Origin of the sequence: Gluconobacter sp. P1C6_b, assembly GCF_018811945.1 — a bacterium.
In the GTDB taxonomy this organism is placed as follows: domain Bacteria; phylum Pseudomonadota; class Alphaproteobacteria; order Acetobacterales; family Acetobacteraceae; genus Gluconobacter.
On record NZ_JACRVU010000001.1, the window covers coordinates 14,146 to 36,915 of the forward strand.

At 59.4% G+C, this 22,770-nt stretch carries 23 protein-coding genes; 20 read left to right on the plus strand and 3 right to left on the minus strand.

Features of this window, described 5'->3' with window-relative positions:
• The first annotated feature begins 31 nt into the window (after nucleotides 1-31).
• The 20 genes from KP701_RS00115 to KP701_RS00210 all read left to right on the plus strand — a co-directional run bounded on the left by KP701_RS00115 (nucleotide 32) and on the right by KP701_RS00210 (nucleotide 19,664).
• The gene (locus KP701_RS00115) at nucleotides 32-1,270 is read left to right on the plus strand and encodes a phage major capsid protein (protein ID WP_252345299.1); all 1,239 of its coding nucleotides are present in this window, start codon (nucleotides 32-34) and stop codon (nucleotides 1,268-1,270) included.
• A gap of 21 nt (nucleotides 1,271-1,291) precedes the next feature.
• Nucleotides 1,292-1,942 (plus strand): phage head-tail connector protein, encoded by a 651-nt coding sequence (locus tag KP701_RS00120; RefSeq protein WP_215745172.1) that lies wholly within the window; start codon nucleotides 1,292-1,294, stop codon nucleotides 1,940-1,942.
• A gap of 53 nt (nucleotides 1,943-1,995) precedes the next feature.
• Complete coding sequence (locus tag KP701_RS00125; RefSeq protein WP_371818852.1) at nucleotides 1,996-2,268, plus strand: hypothetical protein; 273 nt, start codon at nucleotides 1,996-1,998, stop codon at nucleotides 2,266-2,268.
• A complete protein-coding gene (locus tag KP701_RS00130; protein ID WP_215745174.1) occupies nucleotides 2,265-2,687 on the plus strand; it encodes a hypothetical protein in 423 nt (140 codons plus the stop codon). Before KP701_RS00125 ends, KP701_RS00130 begins: the two co-directional genes overlap by 4 nt.
• Before the next feature lie 48 nt (nucleotides 2,688-2,735).
• Nucleotides 2,736-3,704 (plus strand): phage tail tube protein, encoded by a 969-nt coding sequence (locus KP701_RS00135; protein ID WP_252345300.1) that lies wholly within the window; start codon nucleotides 2,736-2,738, stop codon nucleotides 3,702-3,704.
• A gap of 51 nt (nucleotides 3,705-3,755) precedes the next feature.
• The gene (locus KP701_RS00140; RefSeq protein WP_215745175.1) at nucleotides 3,756-4,193 is read left to right on the plus strand and encodes a hypothetical protein; all 438 of its coding nucleotides are present in this window, start codon (nucleotides 3,756-3,758) and stop codon (nucleotides 4,191-4,193) included.
• Between the two features lie 182 nt (nucleotides 4,194-4,375).
• Nucleotides 4,376-4,570 carry a hypothetical protein gene (locus tag KP701_RS00145; RefSeq protein WP_215745176.1) on the plus strand — a complete coding sequence of 65 codons (195 nt, stop codon included), beginning with the start codon at nucleotides 4,376-4,378 and terminating at the stop codon, nucleotides 4,568-4,570.
• A gap of 1 nt (nucleotide 4,571) precedes the next feature.
• Nucleotides 4,572-5,216, plus strand: coding sequence for a hypothetical protein (locus KP701_RS00150; protein WP_215745177.1), 645 nt, complete (start codon nucleotides 4,572-4,574; stop codon nucleotides 5,214-5,216).
• Between the two features lie 12 nt (nucleotides 5,217-5,228).
• On the plus strand, nucleotides 5,229-9,881 hold the full coding sequence (locus KP701_RS00155; protein WP_215745178.1) for a phage tail length tape measure family protein: 4,653 nt from the start codon (nucleotides 5,229-5,231) through the stop codon (nucleotides 9,879-9,881).
• Nucleotides 9,882-9,898: 17 nt separating this feature from the next.
• Nucleotides 9,899-11,521 (plus strand): hypothetical protein, encoded by a 1,623-nt coding sequence (locus KP701_RS00160; RefSeq protein ID WP_215745179.1) that lies wholly within the window; start codon nucleotides 9,899-9,901, stop codon nucleotides 11,519-11,521.
• A 4-nt stretch (nucleotides 11,522-11,525) separates the two neighbouring features.
• Nucleotides 11,526-12,287 (plus strand): hypothetical protein, encoded by a 762-nt coding sequence (locus KP701_RS00165; RefSeq protein WP_215745180.1) that lies wholly within the window; start codon nucleotides 11,526-11,528, stop codon nucleotides 12,285-12,287.
• Nucleotides 12,287-13,459, plus strand: a complete 1,173-nt coding sequence (locus tag KP701_RS00170) for a hypothetical protein (RefSeq protein ID WP_215745181.1) — start codon at nucleotides 12,287-12,289, stop codon at nucleotides 13,457-13,459. Before KP701_RS00165 ends, KP701_RS00170 begins: the two co-directional genes overlap by 1 nt.
• Before the next feature lie 18 nt (nucleotides 13,460-13,477).
• The gene (locus KP701_RS00175) at nucleotides 13,478-16,147 is read left to right on the plus strand and encodes a hypothetical protein (RefSeq protein ID WP_215745182.1); all 2,670 of its coding nucleotides are present in this window, start codon (nucleotides 13,478-13,480) and stop codon (nucleotides 16,145-16,147) included.
• A gap of 66 nt (nucleotides 16,148-16,213) precedes the next feature.
• Nucleotides 16,214-16,552 carry a hypothetical protein gene (locus KP701_RS00180; RefSeq protein WP_215745183.1) on the plus strand — a complete coding sequence of 113 codons (339 nt, stop codon included), beginning with the start codon at nucleotides 16,214-16,216 and terminating at the stop codon, nucleotides 16,550-16,552.
• Nucleotides 16,549-17,028 (plus strand): hypothetical protein, encoded by a 480-nt coding sequence (locus KP701_RS00185; RefSeq protein WP_215745184.1) that lies wholly within the window; start codon nucleotides 16,549-16,551, stop codon nucleotides 17,026-17,028. The genes KP701_RS00180 and KP701_RS00185 overlap by 4 nt, the downstream gene beginning before the upstream one ends.
• A 27-nt stretch (nucleotides 17,029-17,055) precedes the next feature.
• Nucleotides 17,056-17,391, plus strand: coding sequence for a hypothetical protein (locus KP701_RS00190; protein ID WP_215745185.1), 336 nt, complete (start codon nucleotides 17,056-17,058; stop codon nucleotides 17,389-17,391).
• An 84-nt stretch (nucleotides 17,392-17,475) separates the two neighbouring features.
• Nucleotides 17,476-18,012 (plus strand): hypothetical protein, encoded by a 537-nt coding sequence (locus KP701_RS00195; RefSeq protein WP_215745186.1) that lies wholly within the window; start codon nucleotides 17,476-17,478, stop codon nucleotides 18,010-18,012.
• 2 nt (nucleotides 18,013-18,014) lie between these two features.
• Nucleotides 18,015-18,266: a hypothetical protein gene (locus tag KP701_RS00200; RefSeq protein ID WP_215745187.1), complete on the plus strand. Its 252-nt coding sequence runs from the start codon at nucleotides 18,015-18,017 to the stop codon at nucleotides 18,264-18,266.
• A 52-nt stretch (nucleotides 18,267-18,318) separates the two neighbouring features.
• Nucleotides 18,319-19,071: a hypothetical protein gene (locus tag KP701_RS00205; protein ID WP_215745188.1), complete on the plus strand. Its 753-nt coding sequence runs from the start codon at nucleotides 18,319-18,321 to the stop codon at nucleotides 19,069-19,071.
• Nucleotides 19,068-19,664, plus strand: a complete 597-nt coding sequence (locus KP701_RS00210; protein WP_215745189.1) for a hypothetical protein — start codon at nucleotides 19,068-19,070, stop codon at nucleotides 19,662-19,664. Before KP701_RS00205 ends, KP701_RS00210 begins: the two co-directional genes overlap by 4 nt.
• Nucleotides 19,665-19,748: 84 nt before the next feature.
• Here KP701_RS00210 and KP701_RS00215 read toward each other — a convergent pair whose 3' ends face one another.
• The 3 genes from KP701_RS00215 to KP701_RS00225 all read right to left on the minus strand — a co-directional run bounded on the left by KP701_RS00215 (nucleotide 19,749) and on the right by KP701_RS00225 (nucleotide 22,412).
• Nucleotides 19,749-20,636: a hypothetical protein gene (locus KP701_RS00215; RefSeq protein ID WP_215745190.1), complete on the minus strand. Its 888-nt coding sequence runs from the start codon at nucleotides 20,634-20,636 to the stop codon at nucleotides 19,749-19,751.
• A gap of 136 nt (nucleotides 20,637-20,772) precedes the next feature.
• Nucleotides 20,773-22,032, minus strand: a complete 1,260-nt coding sequence (locus tag KP701_RS00220; protein ID WP_215745191.1) for a Y-family DNA polymerase — start codon at nucleotides 22,030-22,032, stop codon at nucleotides 20,773-20,775.
• Nucleotides 22,032-22,412: a LexA family transcriptional regulator gene (locus KP701_RS00225; protein ID WP_215745192.1), complete on the minus strand. Its 381-nt coding sequence runs from the start codon at nucleotides 22,410-22,412 to the stop codon at nucleotides 22,032-22,034. Before KP701_RS00225 ends, KP701_RS00220 begins: the two co-directional genes overlap by 1 nt.
• Nucleotides 22,413-22,770 lie beyond the last annotated feature (358 nt).

Sequence of the window (22,770 nt, forward strand, 5' to 3'; positions counted from 1 at the left end):
GTCCTCCTTTCATTGCAAAACAGGAATACCCATGCGTTCCAAGGAACTGCGCGCCAAGCGTGCAAAGCTGATTTCTGACGCCCGCGCTTCGATCAACGGCGAAACCGTCACTGCCGAACAGAACGCCCAGTTCGATGCCATGATGGCCGAAGCTGACGAGCTCAAGGCGCGGATCGACCGCATCGAGGCCGCAGAGGCAGCCGAAGCAGAACTGGCTGGCCAGATCGCTGCCCGTGGCGAACACGAAGGCCGTGGCGCTGATGAACAGCGCGACCGTGAGACGCAGGAAGTCCGCGTCTTCGGTGCCTGGCTGCGTGGCGGCATGGACAACCTCTCCGGAGAGGACCGTGTGTTCGCGCTGAACCAGGCGCGACTGGGGACCGAGTTCCGCGCTGCCCAGAGCACCCAGACCGGCCAGGCTGGCGGCTACCTCGTGCCCCCGCTCTTCGCTGATCAGCTGCTGGTGGCCCTGAAGGCCTATTTCACGGCACTGGATCTGTTCGACGAGATTCCCACCGCAACTGGCGCACCGCTGCCCTGGCCGACCAATGACGACACGGCAGCCCGTGCCAAGATCATCGGTGAGAACACCACGATCGGCACCAGCGACCTGAAGTTCGGGATCTCCAGCGTCCTGGCCTATCTGTATGCCACGGATGCCGTCCTGGTGCCCTGGACGCTGATGCAGGATTCCTTCCTGGATCTGGATGCCTTCCTGCGCACTGCTCTGGCTACGCGCTTCGGCCGCACGCTGGCAGATGATCTGACCAATGGCACCGGAACGAACATGCCGCAGGGTGTCTGCACGGCCGCTGGCGTGGGTGCAACCACGGCAACCGTCGCCATTGGCTATGACGACATCCTCGACCTGCAGCACAGCGTGGATCCGGCCTATCGTCAGGGCGCTTCGTTCATGCTGAACGACACGACGTTCAAGGCTCTGCGCAAGCTGAAGGATGACGAAGGCCGTCCGCTGTGGTCTCCGTCCATCGCTGCGGGCGCACCGGACACGTTCGCGGGCTCTCCGCTGAACATCAACCAGAGCATGCCGGACATCGCGGCCGGCAATAAGGCCATGCTGTTCGGCAACTTCAAGAACTATAAGTTCCGCAACGTGAAGGGCATGTCCGTCGTCCGCCTCAATGAGCGTTACGCAGACTCCTTGCAGACGGCATTCTTCGGATACGGCCGCTACGGCGGGGGCATGCCGACACCTGGGGCCGCCATCAAGGCCCTCCAGACGGGCACCGCAGCACCCGCTGGCGGCTGATCCAGTGCAGGAGACTGATCAGTGAGAAGCATTTCCGTCGGGTCAGCTCCTGCACTGGTGCCTCTGGCCTCTCTGGAAGACCTGAAGGCAGATCTGGGCATCACGGATGCCCAGTCTGACCAGGCTCTTCAGCGCTTTCTTATGGATGCCACGCAAGTCGTCCTGGCATTCATCGGCCGGCCGGTCCTGTCCCAGACCTGGCAGGATCAGGTCTTTGTGCCTCATTTTCCACGCACACTGTCCCTTCTGGTCGGGGCCTACCCCGTCCAGAAGGTTCTGGGGATACTCCGCAACGGGACAGCGCTGTCGCAGGACGAAGTCGATGACCTCGTCATCGCGGATGAGTGCGGCGAGATCTACCGGCCCGATACGGAACGGCCGTTCTGGCCACCGGGCCGCTATGAGATCACCTATCAGGCTGGATACCAGCCACCGGCCACGCAGGACGATGGCACAGCGCTTCCCGGGAATATTCCCCGACCGATCCAGCTTGCCATCCGAAGGGTCGCAGCAGCGTCCTATTATGCCGAAGGTCGCGACCCGGCCCTGAAGTCAGAAAGTGCTCAGGGCATCGGATCGACCAGCTGGGTCACACCAGATCCAACCCTGGGCGGGCTGACACCTGAAGCGGCTGGTCTGGTCCAGCGCTACCAGTCTTCGGGGATAGGATAATGGGATATCAGGAAGCCTGCCGTCGCCGGCAGATCCGCAGGAAAGGCCGGCTGATGACGCTGACACGGCCGAGCGGGACCAAACCGGTCACACTGATGGCCTATGCCGCGCCGCCTGCGACGGCGGCACTGGAAACAGGCGTATCCGTCATGCCTTTCGTGGCGGAAACCCTGAACGACGAACTGGCAGCAGCAGCCTACGGACAGCCCGCCAACGCGGACATCCTGACGGATGGTGGCCGCCAATACGCGCTGACAGATGCCGCACCCGTCTATGACGGCAGCGAGCTCTGCGGCTGGAAACTCATTGCAGCAGGTGGAACATGACCTCACCCGTCGTCTGGCAGGATGCCTTTGATCGCGCCACGGCCGCCGCCACGCCGCTGGGACTGGTGGTCAAGGATGCACTGGCACAGGATCAAGAGACGAACAGCAGTCCATGGGTCTATTTCGAGACGGCGAGCGCCTCCTCCGGACGTCTGGGCGTGGGTGAGATCGTCGACGAAGAAACCGGCCAGATCTGGCTGCACCTGATGGTGCGGCGCGGAACGGGCGCGATCGACGCCATTACGAAACGCAAGGCTCTGTCCGTCGCGTTTCGGGTTCCGGTCGCGCCGCTGCCTGCCGGTCTGTTCTACGACGATCAGGGCTTCGATCCGCCTGACGACGATCAGACCGGCAACTGGGTCCGCTTCTCTTTGATGGTGGATTATCGCTACCAGGACATGGTCCTGTCGGCGTCTTGAAATTCCTGACACAGCCACCTCCGGGTGGCTTTTTTTATGAGGTGAGACATGGTCTTTACCGGTGCCACGGCGGGCTATCAGGCCGCCGCGCAGGCGAACGATACCGCCATTTCCTATGCCATGGAGCCAACTTACGGCGTTGCGGCTACAGGAAATTACCAGCGCACCCGCTTTACGGGTGAAAACTTCAAGCAGACAGACACGACCCAGCGTCCGGACGAAATCAATGCCGATATCGAGGCCGCACAGGCCGTTCTGACGCAGACCTCCGTGGCCGGCACACTGTCGGGCGCGCTGTCTTACGGTACCTATGACGACATGCTGGCGGCCGTGCTGGGCGCAGACTGGGATGACAACGTCGTGCAGAACGGGGCGGTCGTGAAGACCTGGACGCTCATCGAAAAGATGAACGCCAAATGGCTGGTGCGTCCAGGCAGCTACTGCACCCAGGCGCAGCTGACCTTTGCCCAGGGCAGCTTTGCGTCGACGTCTTTTGACTTCTCCTGCAAGCAGCAGACGCTCGCGGACGCCGATCCGGCCACGACCTACACCGACGCGCCCACGGGTCGTGTCTTCAACACGGTCGACAACTTCGTCGGCATGACCGTGAACGGCGTGGCTCCGGATGGCTGCGTCAAGCAGGTCCAGATCACGCTGGCCCGCGATGGCGCAGGTTCGGATTATGGGATGGGACATGCCGATGCCTGTGGCATCCGTGTCGGTCAGATCCTCGCTTCGGGCTCGGCGCAGATCTTCTTCAAGACCTGGGACATGTATCAGGTCTGGGCCAATGGCACGCAGGGTCCGATCGTCACTACGGTCAAGGACGCGGACGGCAACAGCTATGTCCTGACCTTCCTGAATGCGGCGCTGCGTAATCCGGTCATCAATGCCGGCAGCAAGAACACCTCGATCGTCGCCACCTTCGACATCGAGGGCAATCCGCAGGCTGGCGGTGGCACGTTCAAGATCCAGCGCATCCCGGCGGCACCTCCAGCCGCGCCTTCTGGCGGCTGATCCCCGGATCTCCGCGCTTTTTATCCCTCATTTCAGACTGGAAAAATTAACATGGCCAAGCTCTCTACCTTTTCGCGCGATCTCGCCAGGGTTTCCGAAGGCGAGGAAATCGAAGTCGGCCCGGAAGGCAGCACCTTCTTCATCACCACGCGCGGCTTCACACCGGCCTATCGTGACACGCTCTATGCGCTGCGTCTCGAAGCCGCCCGCGATCTGAACCGCACTCAGCGTGCCGGTGCCGGCTTCTACGCGCCCGACGCGCTGCCACCGACCACAGACGATGTCTGTCAGGGCAAGGCGATTGCCCGTGAATGCGTCCAGGGTGTGCGGGGTCTGGATGGAGCTGATGATCAGCCGGTTTCTGTCGAGGATTTCCGCAGCATGCTGGAAAGCGGCAACTACCCGGCTCTGACCACGCTGGCCATTATGGCGGCTGGCCGCGTTGGCAGTGACCGCGCCGAACAGGCCAAGGCCGCAGCGGGAAACTGATTGCAGCACTCCAGTGGGAACTGGAATGGGGTGCCTTTACCGGGGAGAATGAACTCCCCGAACTGCGGGAAACGGCCCTGCAATACCGGGTCCTTCCCGATCCCTGGAACGAAGTCCCCTGGCGGGCGTGGCATGAGCTCCAGCATGACCGCGTCTGGATCACAGACGGGCTCGGCGCATCGATGGGGATGATCCGCGTCGTCTCACGGCCGGGACCAATCTCCTGGCTGGCGATCGATCGCTGGTGTGAGGCCAACCGCGTGACGGACGAGGAACGGGTTTACGTCCATGACCTGATCCGCGCCCTTGATGCCGTCTTCCTGCAGCATCGCAACAACGCGATCACTCAGGACATCCAGACCCTCATGAGGAAATGACATGGCGTCTGCGCGCAGCGTGGCTCGCAATATCCGCCTGTTCCGCGATCAGGCACTGTCTCCGGCTGCGCAATCCGCACGGCTGGCGGCTGTGGCCATCAAGATGCGGGATCAGGCTGTCCAGAGCGGAGATGCGCCGCCCCACTGGCTCACGATCGTGGATGGTCGACAGGGCGTGCCAGAAACGGACGTGCGGCCGGACGGCTTCATTCTCTACAAGTTCAACGTCATGGGGCTGGCGGCCAAGGCTGCGCTTCAGCTGTGCAGGGATCGCTCTCCGGTACGATCGGGCCGCTATCGCGACAGCTGGATGGTTGTCGTCGACGGCAAGCCCTGGACGCAGGACGTGGCGGACATTCCAGAAGGCGCATCCGTCATGATCGTCAACCCGCAACCCTATGCGCGCAAGATCGATACGGGCGCGATGAAGAACATGTCTGTGCCTCCGGGCATCGTCGATGCCGTGCGCAAGCTGGTGCAGCGCAAATTCCCGACCGTGAACGCAGCCCGCGCCTTTGTGAGCATTCCCTCCGGCCTGATGGAAAATGCTCCCTACATCCTGCGGCGTAGCAAGGGCCGTAGCAAAAGCCGAGCCGCCGGAACGGCCCTGACCTATCCGGCAATGATCCTGACAAAACGCCTCTGAAGGAACGCGACCATGGCAACGGTTGAAGAGATCGAAGTTTCCTACCGTAGCCAGATCGCATCACCAGCTCAGGCTGATGCTGCTGCGCTCGATGCGGTCGCGGATAGCCTGGACAAGGTCGCCGACAGCGTCGAGGTCACGGATGCAAAAATCCAGCGCAGCACCAAAAGTGCTACGGGATGGGTCAACTCCCTCGATACTGTCACAAAGTCGGCCAATGCCCTGCAGAATGCGCAGAACAAGCTGGCCGAAGTCCAGCAGACTGTGTCTGACGGCGTGCGCCGTGGTGAGATCACGCAGGCCGAGGCAGCTCGCACAATCGATGCACAGGCCGCCAAGGTCCAGAAACTGACGCAGGCCCATGAAGCGGCCGTGCAAGCGTCGAAGGGCGCCACGGTCGCTGTGGCCGAGACGACAGAGACCGCACGTCTTTCCAGCCAGCAGATGGGTATCCTGGCGGACGAAGCACACAAATTCTTCGATCAGATCATGGCGGGCGGATCCGCGTTCCAGGCCGCCTTTTACCAGGTGCCGAACATGGTCCAGGTCATGGGTGGGTTCGGCAGCACGATCGAGACCGTCACGGGCTTTCTGATCGGACCGGCCGGTCTGGCGCTGGCGGGCGCGGCAGCTGCTGCGGCCGTCTACAAGGTCGGATCCTCGGCCGAGGCCGAACAGGAACAGCTGGCGACGCTGTCTCAGCACCTGCGGGCTACCCGTGACGATTACACTGCCATGGCCAGCGCGGCGGAATCCGCCTCTCGCCAGCTTTCCGCCAGCAGCGGCCTGTCGCTCGATGACAGTCGCAGCGTGACCACGACCTTTGCGGCCGTGCCCACGGTCGACAGTTCCAGCCTGGCGTCTCTGACGCAGGAAGCGCGGGATCTGGCGGAAGTCATGGGAGAAACAGTCCCGGCAGCTGCCAAGGAAATGGCGGGCGCCTATGCCGATCCTGCCAAGGCGGCGCAGGACTTTGCCGATAAAGGGCTGCTGGGCGTGCATCAGGGGCTGGTCAGTCAGGTCAAGGATCTTCAGGACAGCGGCAACCGGATGGAAGCCTGGCAGCTTCTGATGGGACAGCTTGAATCGGCCACGCGCGGCGCGGTCGATCAGGGACTGACACCCTTTCAGCAGGCGGTTCGCAATCTCAAGGATGCCTGGGCCGGTCCGATGGAAGGGGTCGAAAATTACGGCAACAAGATCGGGGACTTCCTGGTCTCGCAGGCCACCAAAAGCATCGACGGCCTGACGGGCCTGATCAACAAGGTCAAAGAACTCAAGGGCTGGATGGACAGTTTCCAGCCCGCCCATGTCGCCTATGAGGCCCAGCAACAGCAGATCCAGCAGGGCACCAGTTCGGGCATGTCGGGGCTGATCGATACGGTCGGCCAGCAGATCGGCGCGAACTCGGACGTTATCTCCCTGGCGCACCGGATCCAGCCGGTCGAAAGTGCGACGGGGCAGTATGATCGCACGGGCGCGGTCGTGATGTCCTCGGCTGGGGCGATCGGTGGCATGCAGGTCATGCCGTCCAATGCGGCCGGCAATGACCTGACGGATCCGACCGGCAACGTCACGGCGGCCGAGCGTCTTTTGGTCCGGCTCTATTCCAAATACGGCGGCAATGAGCAGCTTGTCGCCATGGCCTATAACTGGGGCGAAGGGAACGTCGACAAATACCTGCAAGGACAAGGCGCAGTCCCTCAGTCCGTGCAGGACTATGCCCAGAAGGTTACGGGCGGCCAGATGTATGGTGCCACCACCATCGCCACGATGCAGGGGAAGGTCGATGACGCGACAAAGACGTCAGATGACTCGACAAATGCGAAGTACGAAGAACAGACCAACGCCATCAAGCAGCTGACCTCTGCCCAGGAGGCGCTGGATACGCTGCACAAGGCGGGCGTGGTCACGGACGCGGATTATGCGGCGAGAACGCAGGCTCTGACCGAACGGCTGATGGCGCATAAAGGCGTACTGAATGACCTGCGGGATCCGCTTCAGGAACTGGCTCATCAGCAGCAGCAGGCAACGGATGCCGCCTGGGCTGGTACGGCCGCGCAGAAGGCCATGGTCCAGGTGGATCAGCAGGTCGAGGAAGCCGCTCGCAAGATGGGGCAGTCCCATGCAACGGCAGCGCAGGTTCTGGAGGCGGAAGCCAACGAGCAGCAGGTCCTGACGGGCGAGTTTAACAGCAGCATCGAGGCCATGAACCGCAAGACTGCGGCCCAGGAGAATGTTCTTAAGGGATATGATGCCAGCAAAGGGAGCCTGGACGATTATCTGCGCTCTGTGGAGGCCTATCAAAGCGTTCAGGACACATCTCTTCCCAAGGATAAGGAACAGACCAGGCAGATTCAGGAAAAAACTGATGCGATGAAGCGTGCAGCGGAAGTTCAGGGTGACCTTGCTACTGCTGGGAAGCTTTACGGCCAGAGCCTCGATCTGGATTACATCAAGGCGGAGACGGCTGCGCTCGGACAGGATTCCGATGCTGTTTCCGTTCAGATGGCGGTTCTTAGAGAACGAAATGAACTCCTGAAGAACGGCAAAGATCTGACGTCTAAAGCATCGCAGACCGATCTGGAGAACGTCGCAGCGATCCAGACGGCCACGAACGCCTATCAGCATCAGCAGGACACGCTGAATGAACTGACCAGCGATATCTCCTCGGCAGCCGACACGCTGTCGAGCAGCTTCACGCAGGCTCTGGTCAACGCCTCCAATGGCGGGGTGACGTTCAAGTCTGCCATGCAGGGTGTGGAAAGCCAGCTGATCTCCGTGATCGTCAAGCTGGCGCTGATCAATCCGCTCCTGAGCGCGATCGATGGCAAGAGCCGGACGACACTGGGCGATGTCTCTTCCATTCTGTCTGGTGGCTCGTCGTCTTCAATCAGCTCTGGCGCGGCTGCGATCAGTACAGACACGGGTGGCTGGGGATGGAATCCCCTGACAGCAACGGGCGGATCTGGCGGTTCCACGTCCTGGTTGTCTTCTGGCCTCAAGACCAACCTGTTCGGCACGGCCACGGTGGGCAACCTCCTCGGCGGCATCGGTGGCGGTTTTGGGATCGGATCGGCACTGTCAGGAATCGGTGGCGGGTCACAGACGAATGGTCTTATCGGAAGTGGCTTAGGTGCAGCAGCGGGTGCTGTTGCAGGTTCATTTATTCCGGTGATCGGCACCATGCTGGGTGGCGTCATTGGCGGTGGTCTCGGCGGCCTGCTCGGCGGCCTCTTCTCCAAGACCCATTATGTTTACGATAGCGTACAAGGATCAGGCGGACAGCTTTCGATCGGCAGCACGCGCACCAAGCACGCCAGCGACGACGTGACGGCAGGCTTGCAAGGTCAGCTTGATGACCTCAACGGCACCTATGGTGACCTCGGGATTTCAGTCTCCGATGGCAGTTATGGTGACGTCGGGCATTATCATAAGGGTAAGCACAAAAGCACAAAGACGCTGGCTGAACTGCTGGGGAATGTGGATCTCACCAGCAGCGATGATACGTTCAACAAGGCACTGCAGGGCGGATTGCCGTCCAGCTTTGATAGCGTCGAGAGCTACGAAAGCACTCTGTCATCCCTCAAGCAGACAGCCGATGCGCTGGATAATCTCGGTGTGCATGTCACGAAATTTGATAGCGCAACGAAGATCACGGTCGGCCATCTTGATGGCTATACGGGCGATCTCGCCACCATGTTGTCGGGTCTGGATGGTAAATCCATTTCCACATCTGCTCTGAGTAACGAAATCAGCACGTTAAAAGGCCTGCTCGACATTACCGATAGCGGCTCTGAGAGTTTGACGTCTCAGGTGGAAGATCTCCAGCGCAGTTATCAGAATGCAGCCCGCGACGCCGCAGCCTATGGGATGGACGCTCAGGTCCTGTTGGATAAAGGCAACGCCATTGCGAAGCAGATGATCGATGCTGAGACCACGAAACTGGCCCAGTCGGAGCAGTCCGTGCAGGCACGCTATCTGACAGCCACGGGCGATGATGAGGGAGCCGCGCTGCTTAATCAGCAGGTTTCGGCCGATCAGCAGGTCCAGCAGCTGAAAGACAGCTGGCAGTCTTATCTGGGCGATAGTTACGCCGATAATGCGACCTATCAGGCGCAAATGACGGATCTGCAAAAAACTCTGGCTGCAGAACGCCTTCAGATTCAAGCGTCCTATCAGGGTACCAGTCTGGCCCAGCAGAAAGAATACCTGTCGCAGGCCGACCAGTCTGTCGCATCGGTCTTCTCGAATCTGTCCAGCTATGCCCAGGGGCTTTTGACGTCAGATGCTTCTCCGCTGTCCTCACAGGATCAGTATCAGGTTGCGAACGACAACCTCCAGTCGGATTACCGGGCGGCAAAGGGTGGAGATTACGATGCGCTGTCGCGGATTCAGAGCGATGCCTCCACCTATCTGTCTCTGGCAAAGACCCAGCTGGGATCGGGGACGGCATATGCCAGTGCCTACCAGAAGACCCTGAGCCTGCTGCAGTCCCTGGCCGGAATGGACACCCAGAAAGTGACATCCAGCCTGATGCAGAAGCTCGCCCAGCAACAGGTCAATGCCTCCACGCAGACAACGCAGGCCGTCAACGCCCTGAAAACTGCGTTGCAGACCGAGATCCAGCAGCTGGCACGGGTCATGATTACCAAATCAGCCTGACAGGATATTTCCCAGACATGACGGTATTTCGGACGGTTGAGCTGGATATTGTCCGGCCTGCCACGACGTCGGGAGACGTCACGCCTCCCGGTTACGGAACGCAGCCTCATGGCGTATTGTCCGGAGATCAGGAAGTTCTGGAAAGCGTGGAAACCCTGCGCTTTTCAGATGCTGGTTTCGTAGATGCGGATGGTATCCCCTATCCTCCCTATGTGGCGGACGCTTTCGCACTCGACCGTGGCCTGACCCTGACGGCAGATGCCCTGGGAGGTTCGCGTTCGGTGGGATCGATCACTCTGGCCAATCCTGAGGGCGTTCTGGACAGCACAGTCCTGACCCGCGTGAATGATCATCTTCCTGTCAGAATCAGGACAGGGCGCAAGGTTTGGGATGCCAGTCGTGGCCTAGATGTCGACCCTGCGATGTCCAGCCTGAAGCCGGTCTTCGCAGGTCTTGGGAAAGGCTGGGCGATTAACCGTACCAGCGTAGGTGTGGATCTTCTGGATGCCACCTACTGGCTGGCCAGCACCATGCCTGTCAGTCTGTATGGTGGAACCGGAAAACTGGACGGAGACAGTAACGTTTCCGGCCGTGCCATGCCCCGGCTGCGTGGGACAGCGTGCAACATCACGCCCGTCCTGATCGATAGCACGAATGATGTTTATCAGGTCTCGGATGGTCCGGCCGACATCACCACGCTCTATGAAGGCGGTTATACCGGAATCGCCTTCTCAGGCGTAGTGGACGATCTCTATGCCGCCAGTCCACAGGCCGGAACCTATACGGTCCAGACTGGTCCTGCCGGGACCTGGTTCCGGCTGGGCACGAAACCCGTTTACACCATCACGGTCGATGCGGTGGGCCGGTTCCGGTCGGGCGCTGCACCGGCAGCTGTTGTGGACATCCTGCGACAGCTACTGTTGGAAGACCTGGTCTTTCCGGCGGCCTATATCGATGCGACTTGGGGGGAAACCTCTGTCTGGAATTGGCCGGGAGGCTGGTACTGGGATGGTTCTGCCAGTGTAACGGGCGCGGCAGCCGTCAGTACTCTCCTGTCAGGACTGGGTCTGTCCCTGGTGCCGACCCGCACTGGCACCCTGCGGCCCATAGTGCTGTCCGTGCCGTCACGGAATGCCGCTCCTGTCGCAGCCCTGACCTCTGATATGATCACGAACCTGTCAGCCGGGACGCTGGACAGTTCCCTCAGCCCACCGACATGGCGGTGGCGGATCGGTTGGCAGCATAACTTCACGGTGCAGGACCCCGGCTCCACCCTGCATCCCTTGATCCCGGCCGATCGTCAGTCCCTTGTGGCCCTGGCAGACCGGGCGGCGGTCTGGTGGTCAACGGATGTGCGTTCCCGCTGGCGGGTGCCAAACGATCCCGCTCTGATCACCACGGCACTTTCCCGGCAGGAAGATGCCATTGCATCTGCCAGTCGTCACGGCGCTCTATGGGGCACGCAACGGCGACTCTGGGTCGTCGTTGTTCCACAGGATGCGGCTTGGGCTCTGGATCTGGGCGATGCCGTCTGGTTGCAGGCCCCGGCTCCTGGTCTGACAGGTGGGGCTCCGGGCGTGGTGATCAGCGAACAGATCCGGTCAGCCGATCAGACTGTTACCTTTCAGATATTGGTATGACTTCATGGAAAACTGTGGCTTCGGCTGGCAGAACCGTATCCTGGACGCGGCCCTTGCAGCCGATGCCCAGATGCCGCGTCTGCCAGTCTCAAACCTGCGCAGCCAGCAGGGCGCGCCCAGTCTCGGCTGGCGTATTCCCGGAACAACGGCGGGACTAACGCTGACCCTTACGGATGCCGTGTCCTTCCGCGCGTTTAGCCTGCACCGGACCAACCTGACGACTTCAGCCACCTGGTCTGTCACGGCATCTCGTGGCGGTGTCATCATCTGGCGGATGCCAGGAGGGCCGGTGGCCAACGGACAGACCCTTTTGGTGTCGCCTTCAGTGCTCCTGGCGGACACCGTGAGAATGACAGTTTCAGATCCCACCAATCCCGATGGCTGGCTGGATCTTCCTCTCGCCTATGCGGGGCCCCTGTTTCAACCGGTCCGCAATTTCTCAACTTCCAGCACGGCGGGCCGCACGCTGGGGCAGGATACGATTACCTCTCTGGCAGGGACGGAGTTCGTGGAAAGCCGCTGGTTCCAGCGCAAACTGTCTATCGTTCACCAGTCCCTTGGCGACGCAGATGCTGTGGTCATGGACCAGATCCTGCGGGTGGCGGCTACTGGCCAGAACATTCTGTTCCTCCCCGATCCCGCTGCCAGTGGTGCGGATCTGGCGGCCAAAGCCGTGTTCGGACGTCTGTCCGGCAATGACCTGTCCAATCCTTTTGGCGTGGCCGACCGCCACGCCCTGACCCTCGACCTGACGGAGCGTCTATAATGGCAGCCCCCCAACTGGCAGATTTCGTTCTGGAAACGGCGAACGCGCCCGGCACAGGCGTCATCACGCTCAATGGCGCAGTTGAAGCACGGCGAAGCTTTGCGGCGGCTTTCCCCAAGGGGGGCAGCGTGTTCTATTTTGCCGATGACGGTGCACAGTCCGAATGGGGGATTGGTACGCTGGACGTGACCGGCCCTGTGACCCTGACCCGTAGCGTGATCAAGGGCAATACAGCCGGAACAACTGTCCCGTTAAATTTCACAGGAACAGTGCGGGTCTACAGTGAGGTCCCCGCTGAATCTCTACCGCTTGTGGGTGAAGACGGATTTGTAACAGCAGGCGGGAAGGTTCTGGCTGATCGGGACTGGATGACCCAGAATTTCGTGGGGCAGCGCGATGGCGCTGTCCGTTCCGATCTCTTCGTGGCTCCCCGCAACAGTACGGATACCCTCTCTCCCAATATCGGGGCGGGGCTCCTGACGGGAGAAGCTCTGACAGCCCGCGCCTGGCTGACCGTCAATGGTGCCGGATCCGCGCCTTCAGGCCGTCTAAGGTTTACGGATGGTACGTCTTCGGTGGATCTGGAGATCCTCTCAATCGTCACGCGTGGCTGGGGGCAGCAGCGTCTACCGATCGGGACCATTCTCATGTGGTACGGCGCACAGGCCGATGTACCCAAAGGGTGGAGCGTTTGCGACGGCAGCAACGGCACGCCGGACATGCGCGGGCAGCTGCCCATGGGCGCCTCATCCGACGATGAGAAAGGCTCAAAAACAGGACAGAAGACCTGGTCCGGCAAGACGGGCGATCATACCCTGACGGTGGACGAGATCCCGTCACATACGCATCGGTATTCCTATCGCAGCTGGTCGGATTCCGGGCGCGATACGGCCCATAATATTGTGTCTGATGCTACCAGTGCAGCGGGGTCTTTCGATACATCAGCCACTGGGGGTGGTCAGGCGCATAGCCACGACATTCCGGAGATCGACCTGACACCACCCTCGGTGCGGGTATGGTTCATCATGCGCACCTCCTACCCGGACAACGATACGACTACGGGGGGTGGCAGCAATGGCGGAGGCGGTTCCGGCTCGGCAGCTGCGGCCGGAACAATGGCTGCGAACCTGACCACCTTTATCCGCAATTATTCGAATGATTCCCTTTCCTGACATCGGAGGCCGGGACGCATGACACGTACGCCGCATCCCTACACAGCCGATCCGGAGATCTACCTGGTCTCGGGAGACGGAATCTGTCGCAACAACATGCATTACGAAAGCGGGCGTGCCGGATATCTCCCCAACGACGCTTCCACGTCTGAAAGCCAGGCGCTTCTGGCACGCGGCTACGTCCGGCATTATCTGGCGACCGGACGCGCGGCATCCCTGGCAAATGCCCGGACCCTAGCTAATGCCGCCATCCGGTATTTCTTTCTGGGCGATCCACCCGATGACCCCTCCACCCCTTGGAATCATCACTGGGTGGTCAATGCCGGAGACAGCTTCAACATCAAGGGGCCCGTCTCCCCCGATGGCCATGCGTTCGATGGTGTTGTGGCAGCGGATGTGACGTTTACAGACGGCGTAGCAAACCTTCCGGCCACACTCTCGAATGTGTACGGTGTGTTTACGGGGGTGCCTGTCTGGGGGAATGTTTTCTCCAAACTTCAGGACGGCGGACAGTTCCATGAGATCGACTGTTTTGTCGACCGGGACGGTTATCTGTTTACCTATGTCAGTGGCGCGGCTGACAGTATCGAATTCAGTGTTCCAAACGAAACCCAGAGTGCGATTGCCCCTGGCACTCTTAGACTGAAGGACACGACGCTCTCGGGAAACTTCAGGGTCAGTTATGCCCTGTGGGACGATACGATTTCAGTCGACTATGCGGCCCGGTTCGATGCATGGCCGCTGTGGCATGCCGTGGATGACACGACCTTCAATACAGCACCGGATGCACTTGGTTGGTTTGTGGATCTTTTTGACCTGCTGGCCAGGCATGACACCCTGACACCGACGCGCTGGGGACAGGCCCGTGATGCCCTTCTGGGCATCTGGCAGAAGGTCTGCGTTCTGACCTCATCAGTTCCATTTCTGTTTCGCAGGGATCCAGACGGGGTCACCTACGACAGCTGGCCTCTGACCTATCTGAATGTGCTCATGACGGACGGGTCCACGAAAGCCGCCCCCACGTCGGCACTGACCTATGCGCGTGAGGCGGGGAGCGGACTGGCAGTCTTTACCTTGCCTGCAGACGTCAACCGGGCTGCGTTCCGGTTTGTCCAGGATGCTGCCAGCCTGTCGCTCGGTGCCGAATCCGGGATCCGTGCAGAGGTCAGCAGTACTGTGGCGCAGACATTGTCCCTACGTCTGACAGCCCGCCTGGCCACGGGAGAAAGCGGGACCTGGACAGCCTCTCTTCAGGCGACGACAGCCTTGCAGACCACAATACTGTCTCTGGCAGACTTTGGCATGGGGGGTGTTCTGGCATGGTTGCCAGGGACCACGGAATTCACCTTTGGATCGGTTCAGGCATCGACAGTGTCTGCGCAGACGGATACGGGCCAGTCTGTCCTGACGCGGACCTATGTCATTGCGGATACAGGCGCCGGAGCGGGTTTCTCGGTTTCGTCTGTTCCGGGGTGGTCAGACGGAACGGCACCTGTTCTGGCTTATCTGACCTCACAGGTCACAGGTGTTCTGACGGTGGTCGATGCGGCGGGATGGCGGTGGGAATACTCTCTTCCGTCGCGGAGCACGGCGGATCCTCTGGTTCTGTCGTGGAGCAATTTCCGCGCGTCGTCCTATCAGACGAACACCGGCAGCCCTCCGGCGCAGGCCGGAACTGCCACGGGAGCGTTGCAGACCATCCAGTGGGGTAACACGTCTGCGACCACGCCCTGTACTCTACAGGTTATCGCGGTTTACAGCGCGGCTCCGTACAGTCTCGGAGCCAGGGCAGTCCTCTCCCGTGCAGAGATTGTCGACACGATCACTGATGCCCATACCCTGACTATTGGCGATGTTCAGGTGACCGGGGCGACAACGGTGAACCAGCCTTACACGCCTGGAGCACTGCCATTTGGATGGGGGTCGTCATCAACCGGTCAGTATGCGTCCGGAGGAGGTGGAACCTGGCAGGGTCCGGCTTATATGGGCTACCAGCAACCTGCCGTCTGGTTCCTGATTGGCGATTTTGGCGCAGCGAAAAACATGCTCCAGATGATGCGGGACAGCCAGAAAGCCTACACGGCGCAGTCGCCCAGTGGAGCCAGTGGGCCTTTCGTTCCGACTTGGCTGTTTCATCAGTGGGACTCTGAACAGTATGGCGCGGGCGGTACGTTTGTATTTGGTGGTCCGGATCCAAACTGGTTCTGGGGCGGCTACACGTATCGGGCTTTTGCGCATGCGGCCGATTTCTGGCAGCGCTGCATTCTGTCGGGATATCTGGCCGACACGGGCGGATCTGAGGCTGAGCAGGCCACGGCGCTCGCGCAGGACGTGGCGGGAGCATTTCTGGGATGGCTGAACAGCTGGCTGGGTCTGAATCCGCAAGCCTTATCTCTACCCACACAGTTTCAGGCCGCGCAGGATCCGTCCGAGGTTATGGCGGAGCCGCATCAGGTGGCACTAGCGCTCAAGGGTGCCCTGTGGTGCAAGATGGCGGGCTATGACAGCACGGTCTGTGCCACCGTAATCGACCGTCTGATCGGCATGCTCGATGCTGCCGTTGTTACCGTGGGCGACATGGCAGGATCGCTTTCGCCCAATCCGGACGGACATCAGTTCTACTCATTCTGGGCCGGGGAAATCCTCGATGCCCTGTCTCTGTACATGCTGAATTACGGATCGGAATGACCGCACAGATGGCTTTCCGATCCTGTCTTCATGCTGCCTCCGGGCGGCTTTTTTTATGGAAAAACGATGCCTGATACCGTCACGGCCACACCGACCGACCAAGCCCTCACCGAAAAAGACATCATCATCCGTGCCCTGGAAGATCGGGTTCTCAAGCTGGAAACTTTGGTCTCGGCTCTGGGAGATAATCAGTCTGATCTGCGAGCGGAGATGCGATCGGAAATCGCATCCCTGCGCAACCAGATCAACGATCTGAAGGAAGATCTGGAAGCCGGGATCAAAGCGCTCGGCTCCAAGGTCGATCGCGTCATAGGCGGCAAAGCCGTGGTCACGGCGCTCGTCACTCTGGCGACCTCGATCCTCGGATCCGGGGTGGTTCATTTGGTGGTGTCGATCGGACAATGACGGGCCTCAATCTTTCACAGATCAAACGTCTGTGGATCCGTCCCGCCTTGCAGGCCATCGGCCTGGACGATCCGGCTCACGTCAATATCGTGACGGGCATCGGGCTGGTCGAGAGCGGCTATGTCTGGCTGGAGCAGCTGCACGGTGGACCTGCCAGGGGGTTCTGGCAGATGGAACCTGCCTCCCATGACGACATCTGGAAAAACTCGTTGCCGGCACCGTGCCGGTCGAAGATCGCGTCCGGATTGAACCGTCTGTTGTACGGCCAGCCTCATTCCGCCGATCTGATGATCGCGCTCCCGCTGTATGGCGCGGGCATGTGTGCGGTCAAAGTCCTTCTGGCGCCTGAACCGATTCCGGCCGCTGACGACGCGGCCGGTCAGGCGCGGTATCACAAGCGCTGGTACAACAGCCCGCTTGGCGCGGCCTCTGTGATGGCCAACATCTCGGACTTTCAGGCCGCGATCACCGCCTGACTCTTCCTCAAAAATCTGGAGAACACCATGGACTGGACAACCCTGTTCCAGACGGTCCTGCCGTACCTGCCTGCCAAGTATGCCGGCGATCTCGTCTCGATCCTGACCTTCCTGATCGCGGCGGCCGCACTGGCCATGCGCTTCTGGAAGCCGCCCGCCTTGGGCAGCAAACTGGCGCTGCTCTACAAGGCTCTTTCTGCTCTGGCACAGTCGAAGGGCTGGAACACCAACGCCTATCAGCCCGATGCCAAGGCGCTGATGATCCCAGCCGATGCCAGCCGCACGATTGAGGCGGTCAAGCTGGGCCTCGATCCGGCCTCGACCCATCCGAAGTCCGGCGAGCCTCCCAAACCGACCGCCTGACCCGAAGGAGATGGGCTTCCGCCTGTCAGACCGCTCTTTCTTCCACCGCCCTTTGAGGCGGTTTTTTTTGTGTCTGGAGACATCATGCGTAATCTCTTTTCGTTTCTTGAGGGCTGGTTTGGCCGTCCGGCCCGTTCGCTCTGCGCCCTCCTTCTCGTTGGGTGCTTCGGGCTGGCGGCTTGTCAGACCACGCCGAATACAGCCACCTTCAACACGGCCGCGCTCAACAATGACGCCACGGCCATCGCCTATGCCGTGCAGGCGATCGAGGGCATTCCGGAACTGGAAAGCCACCTGTCTGCTGCGGACAAGGCGAAGTTCGACAACCTGATTGCCCAGATCAGGAGCGTGACGGCACAGGTCGCCGCCAACTCGAACGGCGCCATCACCGTTTCCACCGGCAGGGACTGGGCCCGGAGCCTCGGAGCCGATCTCGAAACCCTGCTGGCGATCGCAACGCCGATCGTGAAGGCCTATTCGCCGTCGACGGCCGGTTACATGAGCACGGTATCCGCAATGATCCCGCTGGTCGAAGCGCTGGCCGGTGTCACGGCCGCACCCTATGCCGCACCCATCCAGTCTCCGGAGCTGATCCGCGCCCGGATCTATCAGGGGGTTTGAGGATGTCGCAGCATGTTTTTTCCGGTGTTCCGGATGGCCGCCAGTCCGCTGACACTTGTGAAAAGATGTCCAGGTTTCGTCCCAAATATCGAGCGCTTACCGATGAGGAAAAGGAACTGCACGACCGGCTGAAGGCGAAGGCCGTCGAGCTAGAATCGCTAATCGAAGAGATCAAGCCGGGCCGTTATCGCAGCTTGGCGATGACTGACCTTGAGGCCGCGATCATGTGGGCGGTGAAGGAACTCACGTCCTGACGACAGGGGGAGCGGCTTCGGCTGCTCCCCTTTTTTTGTTTCCGGAGATCCCATGCAGGACAGAAAACTAGGCAAGCGCGCCCCGAAACACGATCCGCGCACCTATCGCCTCAGCCGGGTGCTGGCCGTGCGTCTGCCAGCCGTACCCGCTGCGCAGGACTGGTCGCAAAACGTGCCCTATCAGATGTGGGGCAATGACCGCTTCGGCTGCTGTGCCTTTGCGGCTCACGCCGCCCTGGTGGCGACCTGGACGAAGGCCGCACAGGGTCTGGTCATGCTCTCGACCGAGACGGTGCTGGCGAATTATGCGGCGCTCACGGGCTTCGACCCTGCAACCGGGGCCAATGATAACGGCACCATCCTTCTGGACGAGCTGAACGCCTGGCGCCGTGAGGGTCTCCTGCGGCCGGGGCAGACGCGCGATTACCTCACGGCCTATGGCTCGATTGTGCCCACGGATGTCGTCGCAATCCGCCGCGCCATCGCCTATCTCGGCGGCGTGCTGGCCGGTGTGCAGGTGCCACGCGGATTCCTTGAACTGGGTCTCGGCGAGACCTGGGACTGGAATGCCATCACCGATCACACGCCTGCCGGGGGGCATGCGATCGCACTTGTCGGATACAATCCGGATGGCGTGTTCTTCAATACTTGGGGCGCTCGCACATTCATGCCATGGGACACCTTCACGCGGATTGCAGACGAGGCTTACGGCCTGCTGTCGCGGGAGAACTGGCTGGGCGTTCCTGGCACGGCCCCGACCGGTGAGGACTTCGACGCCCTGCTGGCGGAAGTGAGGGCCGCATGAGGACTCTGACGCTTTGCGGCCTGCTGGCTCTGTCGGCCTGTTCGACCGGATCCGTTGCGCCCGTCACGATCAGTCAGGCGATTGCAGGCGTGCAATCGGACCTGACACAGGCCGGTGTCGTCAGTGTCTCGGGCGTGCAGCACTGGACGGCCGATCAGGCCGCCCGGTTCGACGCGAACGTCCGGGCGCTTCAGTGCGCGCAGCAGACGTCGGATCCGGTCGTGGCAATGATTGCCGGGCCGGTGACGATGAATCTGTCAGGGACGTTCAGCCAGTCGGGCTCGTTCTCCGTATCGGCATCGTCGGCCGTTCCGGTCTTCGGGCTCCAGGCCGATGCCAGCCGGACGAAAGGCCAGACCTTGAACGTGCCCGTCCAGTTCGTGCCGCTTTCCGCCCTGGCTGATGCGGAGGCCGGGCGGCAGGTCGGCTATGCCGGGGCGCTATTGGCGCAGAGTGATGCCGTGCGGGAGGGAGTGGCTGCTCGGATTGAGGCAGACCGGACGGCACTGGCAACGCATGTCGAGGTGCTGATCTCGTATGTGCTAAGCTGTTTTGATAAGCAGATCCGAACATTTGTGGGCGTTAAGAAGTAATAGGAATTGTTGCTACTGAGTGGCACATTCGGATTGGGTCGAGAAGTTTATTCAATAATGTATCGTATAATAATATAATTATAGTTATTTTATTATACGATAATTATTCTTTATCTTCTTGAATTGTTTTACCATTATTCTTTCTGATTTAACGGCGGTAATAAATATTAATGGTATAATTGCAGAAATTCTTAAAAACCTTATTATATTATTGTGTGGCCCTCCGCCCCTCACTACCATTCCACACAATTTTGTTATGCCATCGTAAGCAGAAAATACAGGCGATCCGCTAAGCCCATTAATGGGAAATAGTACCGATTTTGGGTTTGTTACCCTAACCTCTGTCAATGCACCATTATCTTTTATGTTCGCGCGTTCGCATATCAAACTCCTTTGATCCAACACAATACCCTCTTTTTCGTAGTCTATTGTATTAAAAGCTTCTGGATATCCCGTAACTAGGAAAAGAAAACATTTTTTTATATCAATTTCTTTTTCTACATAAATATTGTCTATACCTATTTTTCTAGCATCTATCTTAAATACATCTACGTCACCATCAAATGCATTTGAGTCTGCTTCAAATATAGCTACATCCGAAACATCTTCATCATCATATATATCAATATACTCTTCAACATTCTGAATTGGATGATAAGCGATAACGGGAACCCAATCTTGATCAGTGAGTTTTTTTCTATCGATTGTAATTCTTCGTTTTAATATTTTAATTTTGTCTAATGAATCTGAATCAATTGTATTGGTTAGTCTATTCGATATAACGTGCAATGCTGTTATAATAAAGTATCTCTTTCTTAATCCATAAGACCATTTTATTATGAAGCAAGTTCCCCCTCTCCATGTATCAATAAAATCTCCAGTACCACTATGATATATAATAGGCCGGCAGCATCTTTCAGCTCTTTTTATATGTCTTATGTTTAATTTATGTCTTCTCAAATAATCTTTCATTTATTCGGGCTCTATTCTGTGATATGTTGTAATTTTGGTTAAAATATAGTTTGTTTCTTGATTTCATATTAGAATCTGGATGTTAAAACTTATACAATTATTGTCAATTTCCGAGAGGGGCCGATGTAAGAGAACGTTACCAACTTCTCGCCCTTACGATCTCCTCCAGCCTGGTCGTGTAACGCGCCGATAACAGAGACTGTCGCGGCGACCATGTCCGCTTCAGTCCCGTTGATCCCGGCCGGAGCGTCCCGCTTCCGAAACGGGCGTTCACCGCATCGAGTGCCGCCATGACCGTGGCGGACTGAATTGGATCCCGGGATGCGAACATCAGGCCCTGGCTGCCAGCAGGACGAAGGTCCGACAGGATGACGCCTGCCTTGAAGTAACGATAGCCCGGGAGCCAGAGGGCGCGGCCGAGTTCTGTCGCATGACGGATCAGATCCCGGGCATCGGACGTGGGCTCGATCGTGATGGCTGCGTGTTTGGCGTACCAGGGATCGCCATTGTGCGGATTGGTCTGCATCAGGACGGAGAGATGCGCCGCTTCCAGTCTATCCTCTCGCAGCTTCTCCGCGGCGCGTGTGGCGTAGTGTGCAATCGCCTCACGGATCTCGTCCCATTTCAGCAACAGGCGACCGAATGTCCGGGTTGAGGCGATACTTTTGCGGGTAGCAGAGATATCCGACAGAGGCAGGCAGGATTGCCCGCGCAGTTCCGCCTGAACGCGGCCACCCACAACCGTCAGCATCTGCTGAACGCTCTTTGTATCAAGCGCCACGAAATCAGCAATCGTCTCGATGCCTCTGTCCTGAAGTTTCTGTTTTGTCTGCCGGCCGATTCCCCAGACTTCCTCGATCCCGGTGCGGCGGTACCAGTCCTGGCGTACGACCGGGTCCATCAGATCGCACAGACCATCCAGATGCGGATGATCCTTCGCAAGACCATTCGCCAGCTTGGCAATCGTCTTGGTCGGCCCCCAGCCGATGCAGGTGGGGATCTTCGCGTGCTCGGCCACGTCCTGGCGGATCTGACGGCAGCGCTCATGCAGATCTCCGGGCAGGTCACTCAGATCGAGAAACATCTCATCGATCGAATATGGCTCTACGGCTGGCAGTCGCTCTGCCAGGACCTGATACATTCGCCGCGACATGTCAGCATACAGCGCATAGTTCGAGGAGTACCAGACGACCGACTGGCTCTCGGGACGTTTGCGGGCGATGTGCCAGGCATCTCCCATTTTGACACCAAGCGCCTTGGCCTCGCGGGTCCGCGCAATGGCGCAACCGTCATTGTTGCTGAGCACCACAACGGGCCTGTGCTTCAGGCGAGGCTCAAACGCGCGCTGGCAGGAGCAGTAGAACGAATTGCCGTCGATCAGCCCGTAGACACGCATCACACGTCCGTTCGGACCAGGCCGGTGGCCACGGCCCAGATGGCGACATCCGTATCGTCATCGACCTGAACGGACGACGCCTGGGGAGAAGACGACCGCAGCCACCATTCTCCGGCACGCTGGGTCAGTTCGCAGACCCGCAGCTCATCCCCCACGCTCGCCACGACCACGACGCCAGCCCGGGGGGAGACGGCAGAATCAACGACAAGAATGTCTCCGTGCCGGATAGAGCGGCCCAGAAGCGCATCGCCTTCCACCCGGACCGGGTACCGACTGGGCTGCCGAAGATCCAGGGCGACCGACATCAGGTCAATCGTACCCTCGATGTTATCGCCTGCGGGGGATGCGAAGCCGGTCGTGCGGTCGCCTTGGTAATTCATGTTTCTGGCCTCCATAATGAGAACAGAAAGAGAACATATCAGGGCACGTCAATGGTTTTGTGAGAACGATTCTGGGAAGTCATTTGTTTGCAATGGGATAGAGATCCAGCTTTCTCCCCTACTAAGAATCCATGCTTAGACAGTCTGTGCCAGTGGCCCAGAAAATTCCGTACAGGATGGATAAAACAGCCCTTATTGGATCGCTGGATCTGGGGTTTTTGGCCGCTTTCCCGGTAAAACAGTGTTTTGGTAAGGGAGAGGTCGACAGTTCAATCCTGTCCAGCAGCACCATTTTTCCTTCTTTTCAGAGACTTGGCAGTTCGAGCAGTCTCAGATCCCCCATCATCGCAGACCGCAG

Bases quoted from the DNA above. Each gene is read 5' to 3' on its own strand.
- KP701_RS00115 (WP_252345299.1), top strand. From the start codon at position 32: ATGCGTTCCAAGGAACTGCGCGCCAAGCGTGCAAAGCTGATTTCTGAC.
- KP701_RS00125 (WP_371818852.1), top strand. From the start codon at position 1,996: ATGACGCTGACACGGCCGAGCGGGACCAAACCGGTCACACTGATGGCC.
- KP701_RS00130 (WP_215745174.1), top strand. From the start codon at position 2,265: ATGACCTCACCCGTCGTCTGGCAGGATGCCTTTGATCGCGCCACGGCC.
- KP701_RS00135 (WP_252345300.1), top strand. From the start codon at position 2,736: ATGGTCTTTACCGGTGCCACGGCGGGCTATCAGGCCGCCGCGCAGGCG.
- KP701_RS00140 (WP_215745175.1), top strand. From the start codon at position 3,756: ATGGCCAAGCTCTCTACCTTTTCGCGCGATCTCGCCAGGGTTTCCGAA.
- KP701_RS00145 (WP_215745176.1), top strand. From the start codon at position 4,376: ATGGGGATGATCCGCGTCGTCTCACGGCCGGGACCAATCTCCTGGCTG.
- KP701_RS00150 (WP_215745177.1), top strand. From the start codon at position 4,572: ATGGCGTCTGCGCGCAGCGTGGCTCGCAATATCCGCCTGTTCCGCGAT.
- KP701_RS00155 (WP_215745178.1), top strand. From the start codon at position 5,229: ATGGCAACGGTTGAAGAGATCGAAGTTTCCTACCGTAGCCAGATCGCA.
- KP701_RS00160 (WP_215745179.1), top strand. From the start codon at position 9,899: ATGACGGTATTTCGGACGGTTGAGCTGGATATTGTCCGGCCTGCCACG.
- KP701_RS00165 (WP_215745180.1), top strand. From the start codon at position 11,526: ATGGAAAACTGTGGCTTCGGCTGGCAGAACCGTATCCTGGACGCGGCC.
- KP701_RS00170 (WP_215745181.1), top strand. From the start codon at position 12,287: ATGGCAGCCCCCCAACTGGCAGATTTCGTTCTGGAAACGGCGAACGCG.
- KP701_RS00175 (WP_215745182.1), top strand. From the start codon at position 13,478: ATGACACGTACGCCGCATCCCTACACAGCCGATCCGGAGATCTACCTG.
- KP701_RS00180 (WP_215745183.1), top strand. From the start codon at position 16,214: ATGCCTGATACCGTCACGGCCACACCGACCGACCAAGCCCTCACCGAA.
- KP701_RS00185 (WP_215745184.1), top strand. From the start codon at position 16,549: ATGACGGGCCTCAATCTTTCACAGATCAAACGTCTGTGGATCCGTCCC.
- KP701_RS00190 (WP_215745185.1), top strand. From the start codon at position 17,056: ATGGACTGGACAACCCTGTTCCAGACGGTCCTGCCGTACCTGCCTGCC.
- KP701_RS00195 (WP_215745186.1), top strand. From the start codon at position 17,476: ATGCGTAATCTCTTTTCGTTTCTTGAGGGCTGGTTTGGCCGTCCGGCC.
- KP701_RS00200 (WP_215745187.1), top strand. From the start codon at position 18,015: ATGTCGCAGCATGTTTTTTCCGGTGTTCCGGATGGCCGCCAGTCCGCT.
- KP701_RS00205 (WP_215745188.1), top strand. From the start codon at position 18,319: ATGCAGGACAGAAAACTAGGCAAGCGCGCCCCGAAACACGATCCGCGC.
- KP701_RS00210 (WP_215745189.1), top strand. From the start codon at position 19,068: ATGAGGACTCTGACGCTTTGCGGCCTGCTGGCTCTGTCGGCCTGTTCG.
- KP701_RS00215 (WP_215745190.1), bottom strand. From the start codon at position 20,636: ATGAAAGATTATTTGAGAAGACATAAATTAAACATAAGACATATAAAA.
- KP701_RS00220 (WP_215745191.1), bottom strand. From the start codon at position 22,032: ATGCGTGTCTACGGGCTGATCGACGGCAATTCGTTCTACTGCTCCTGC.
- KP701_RS00225 (WP_215745192.1), bottom strand. From the start codon at position 22,412: ATGAATTACCAAGGCGACCGCACGACCGGCTTCGCATCCCCCGCAGGC.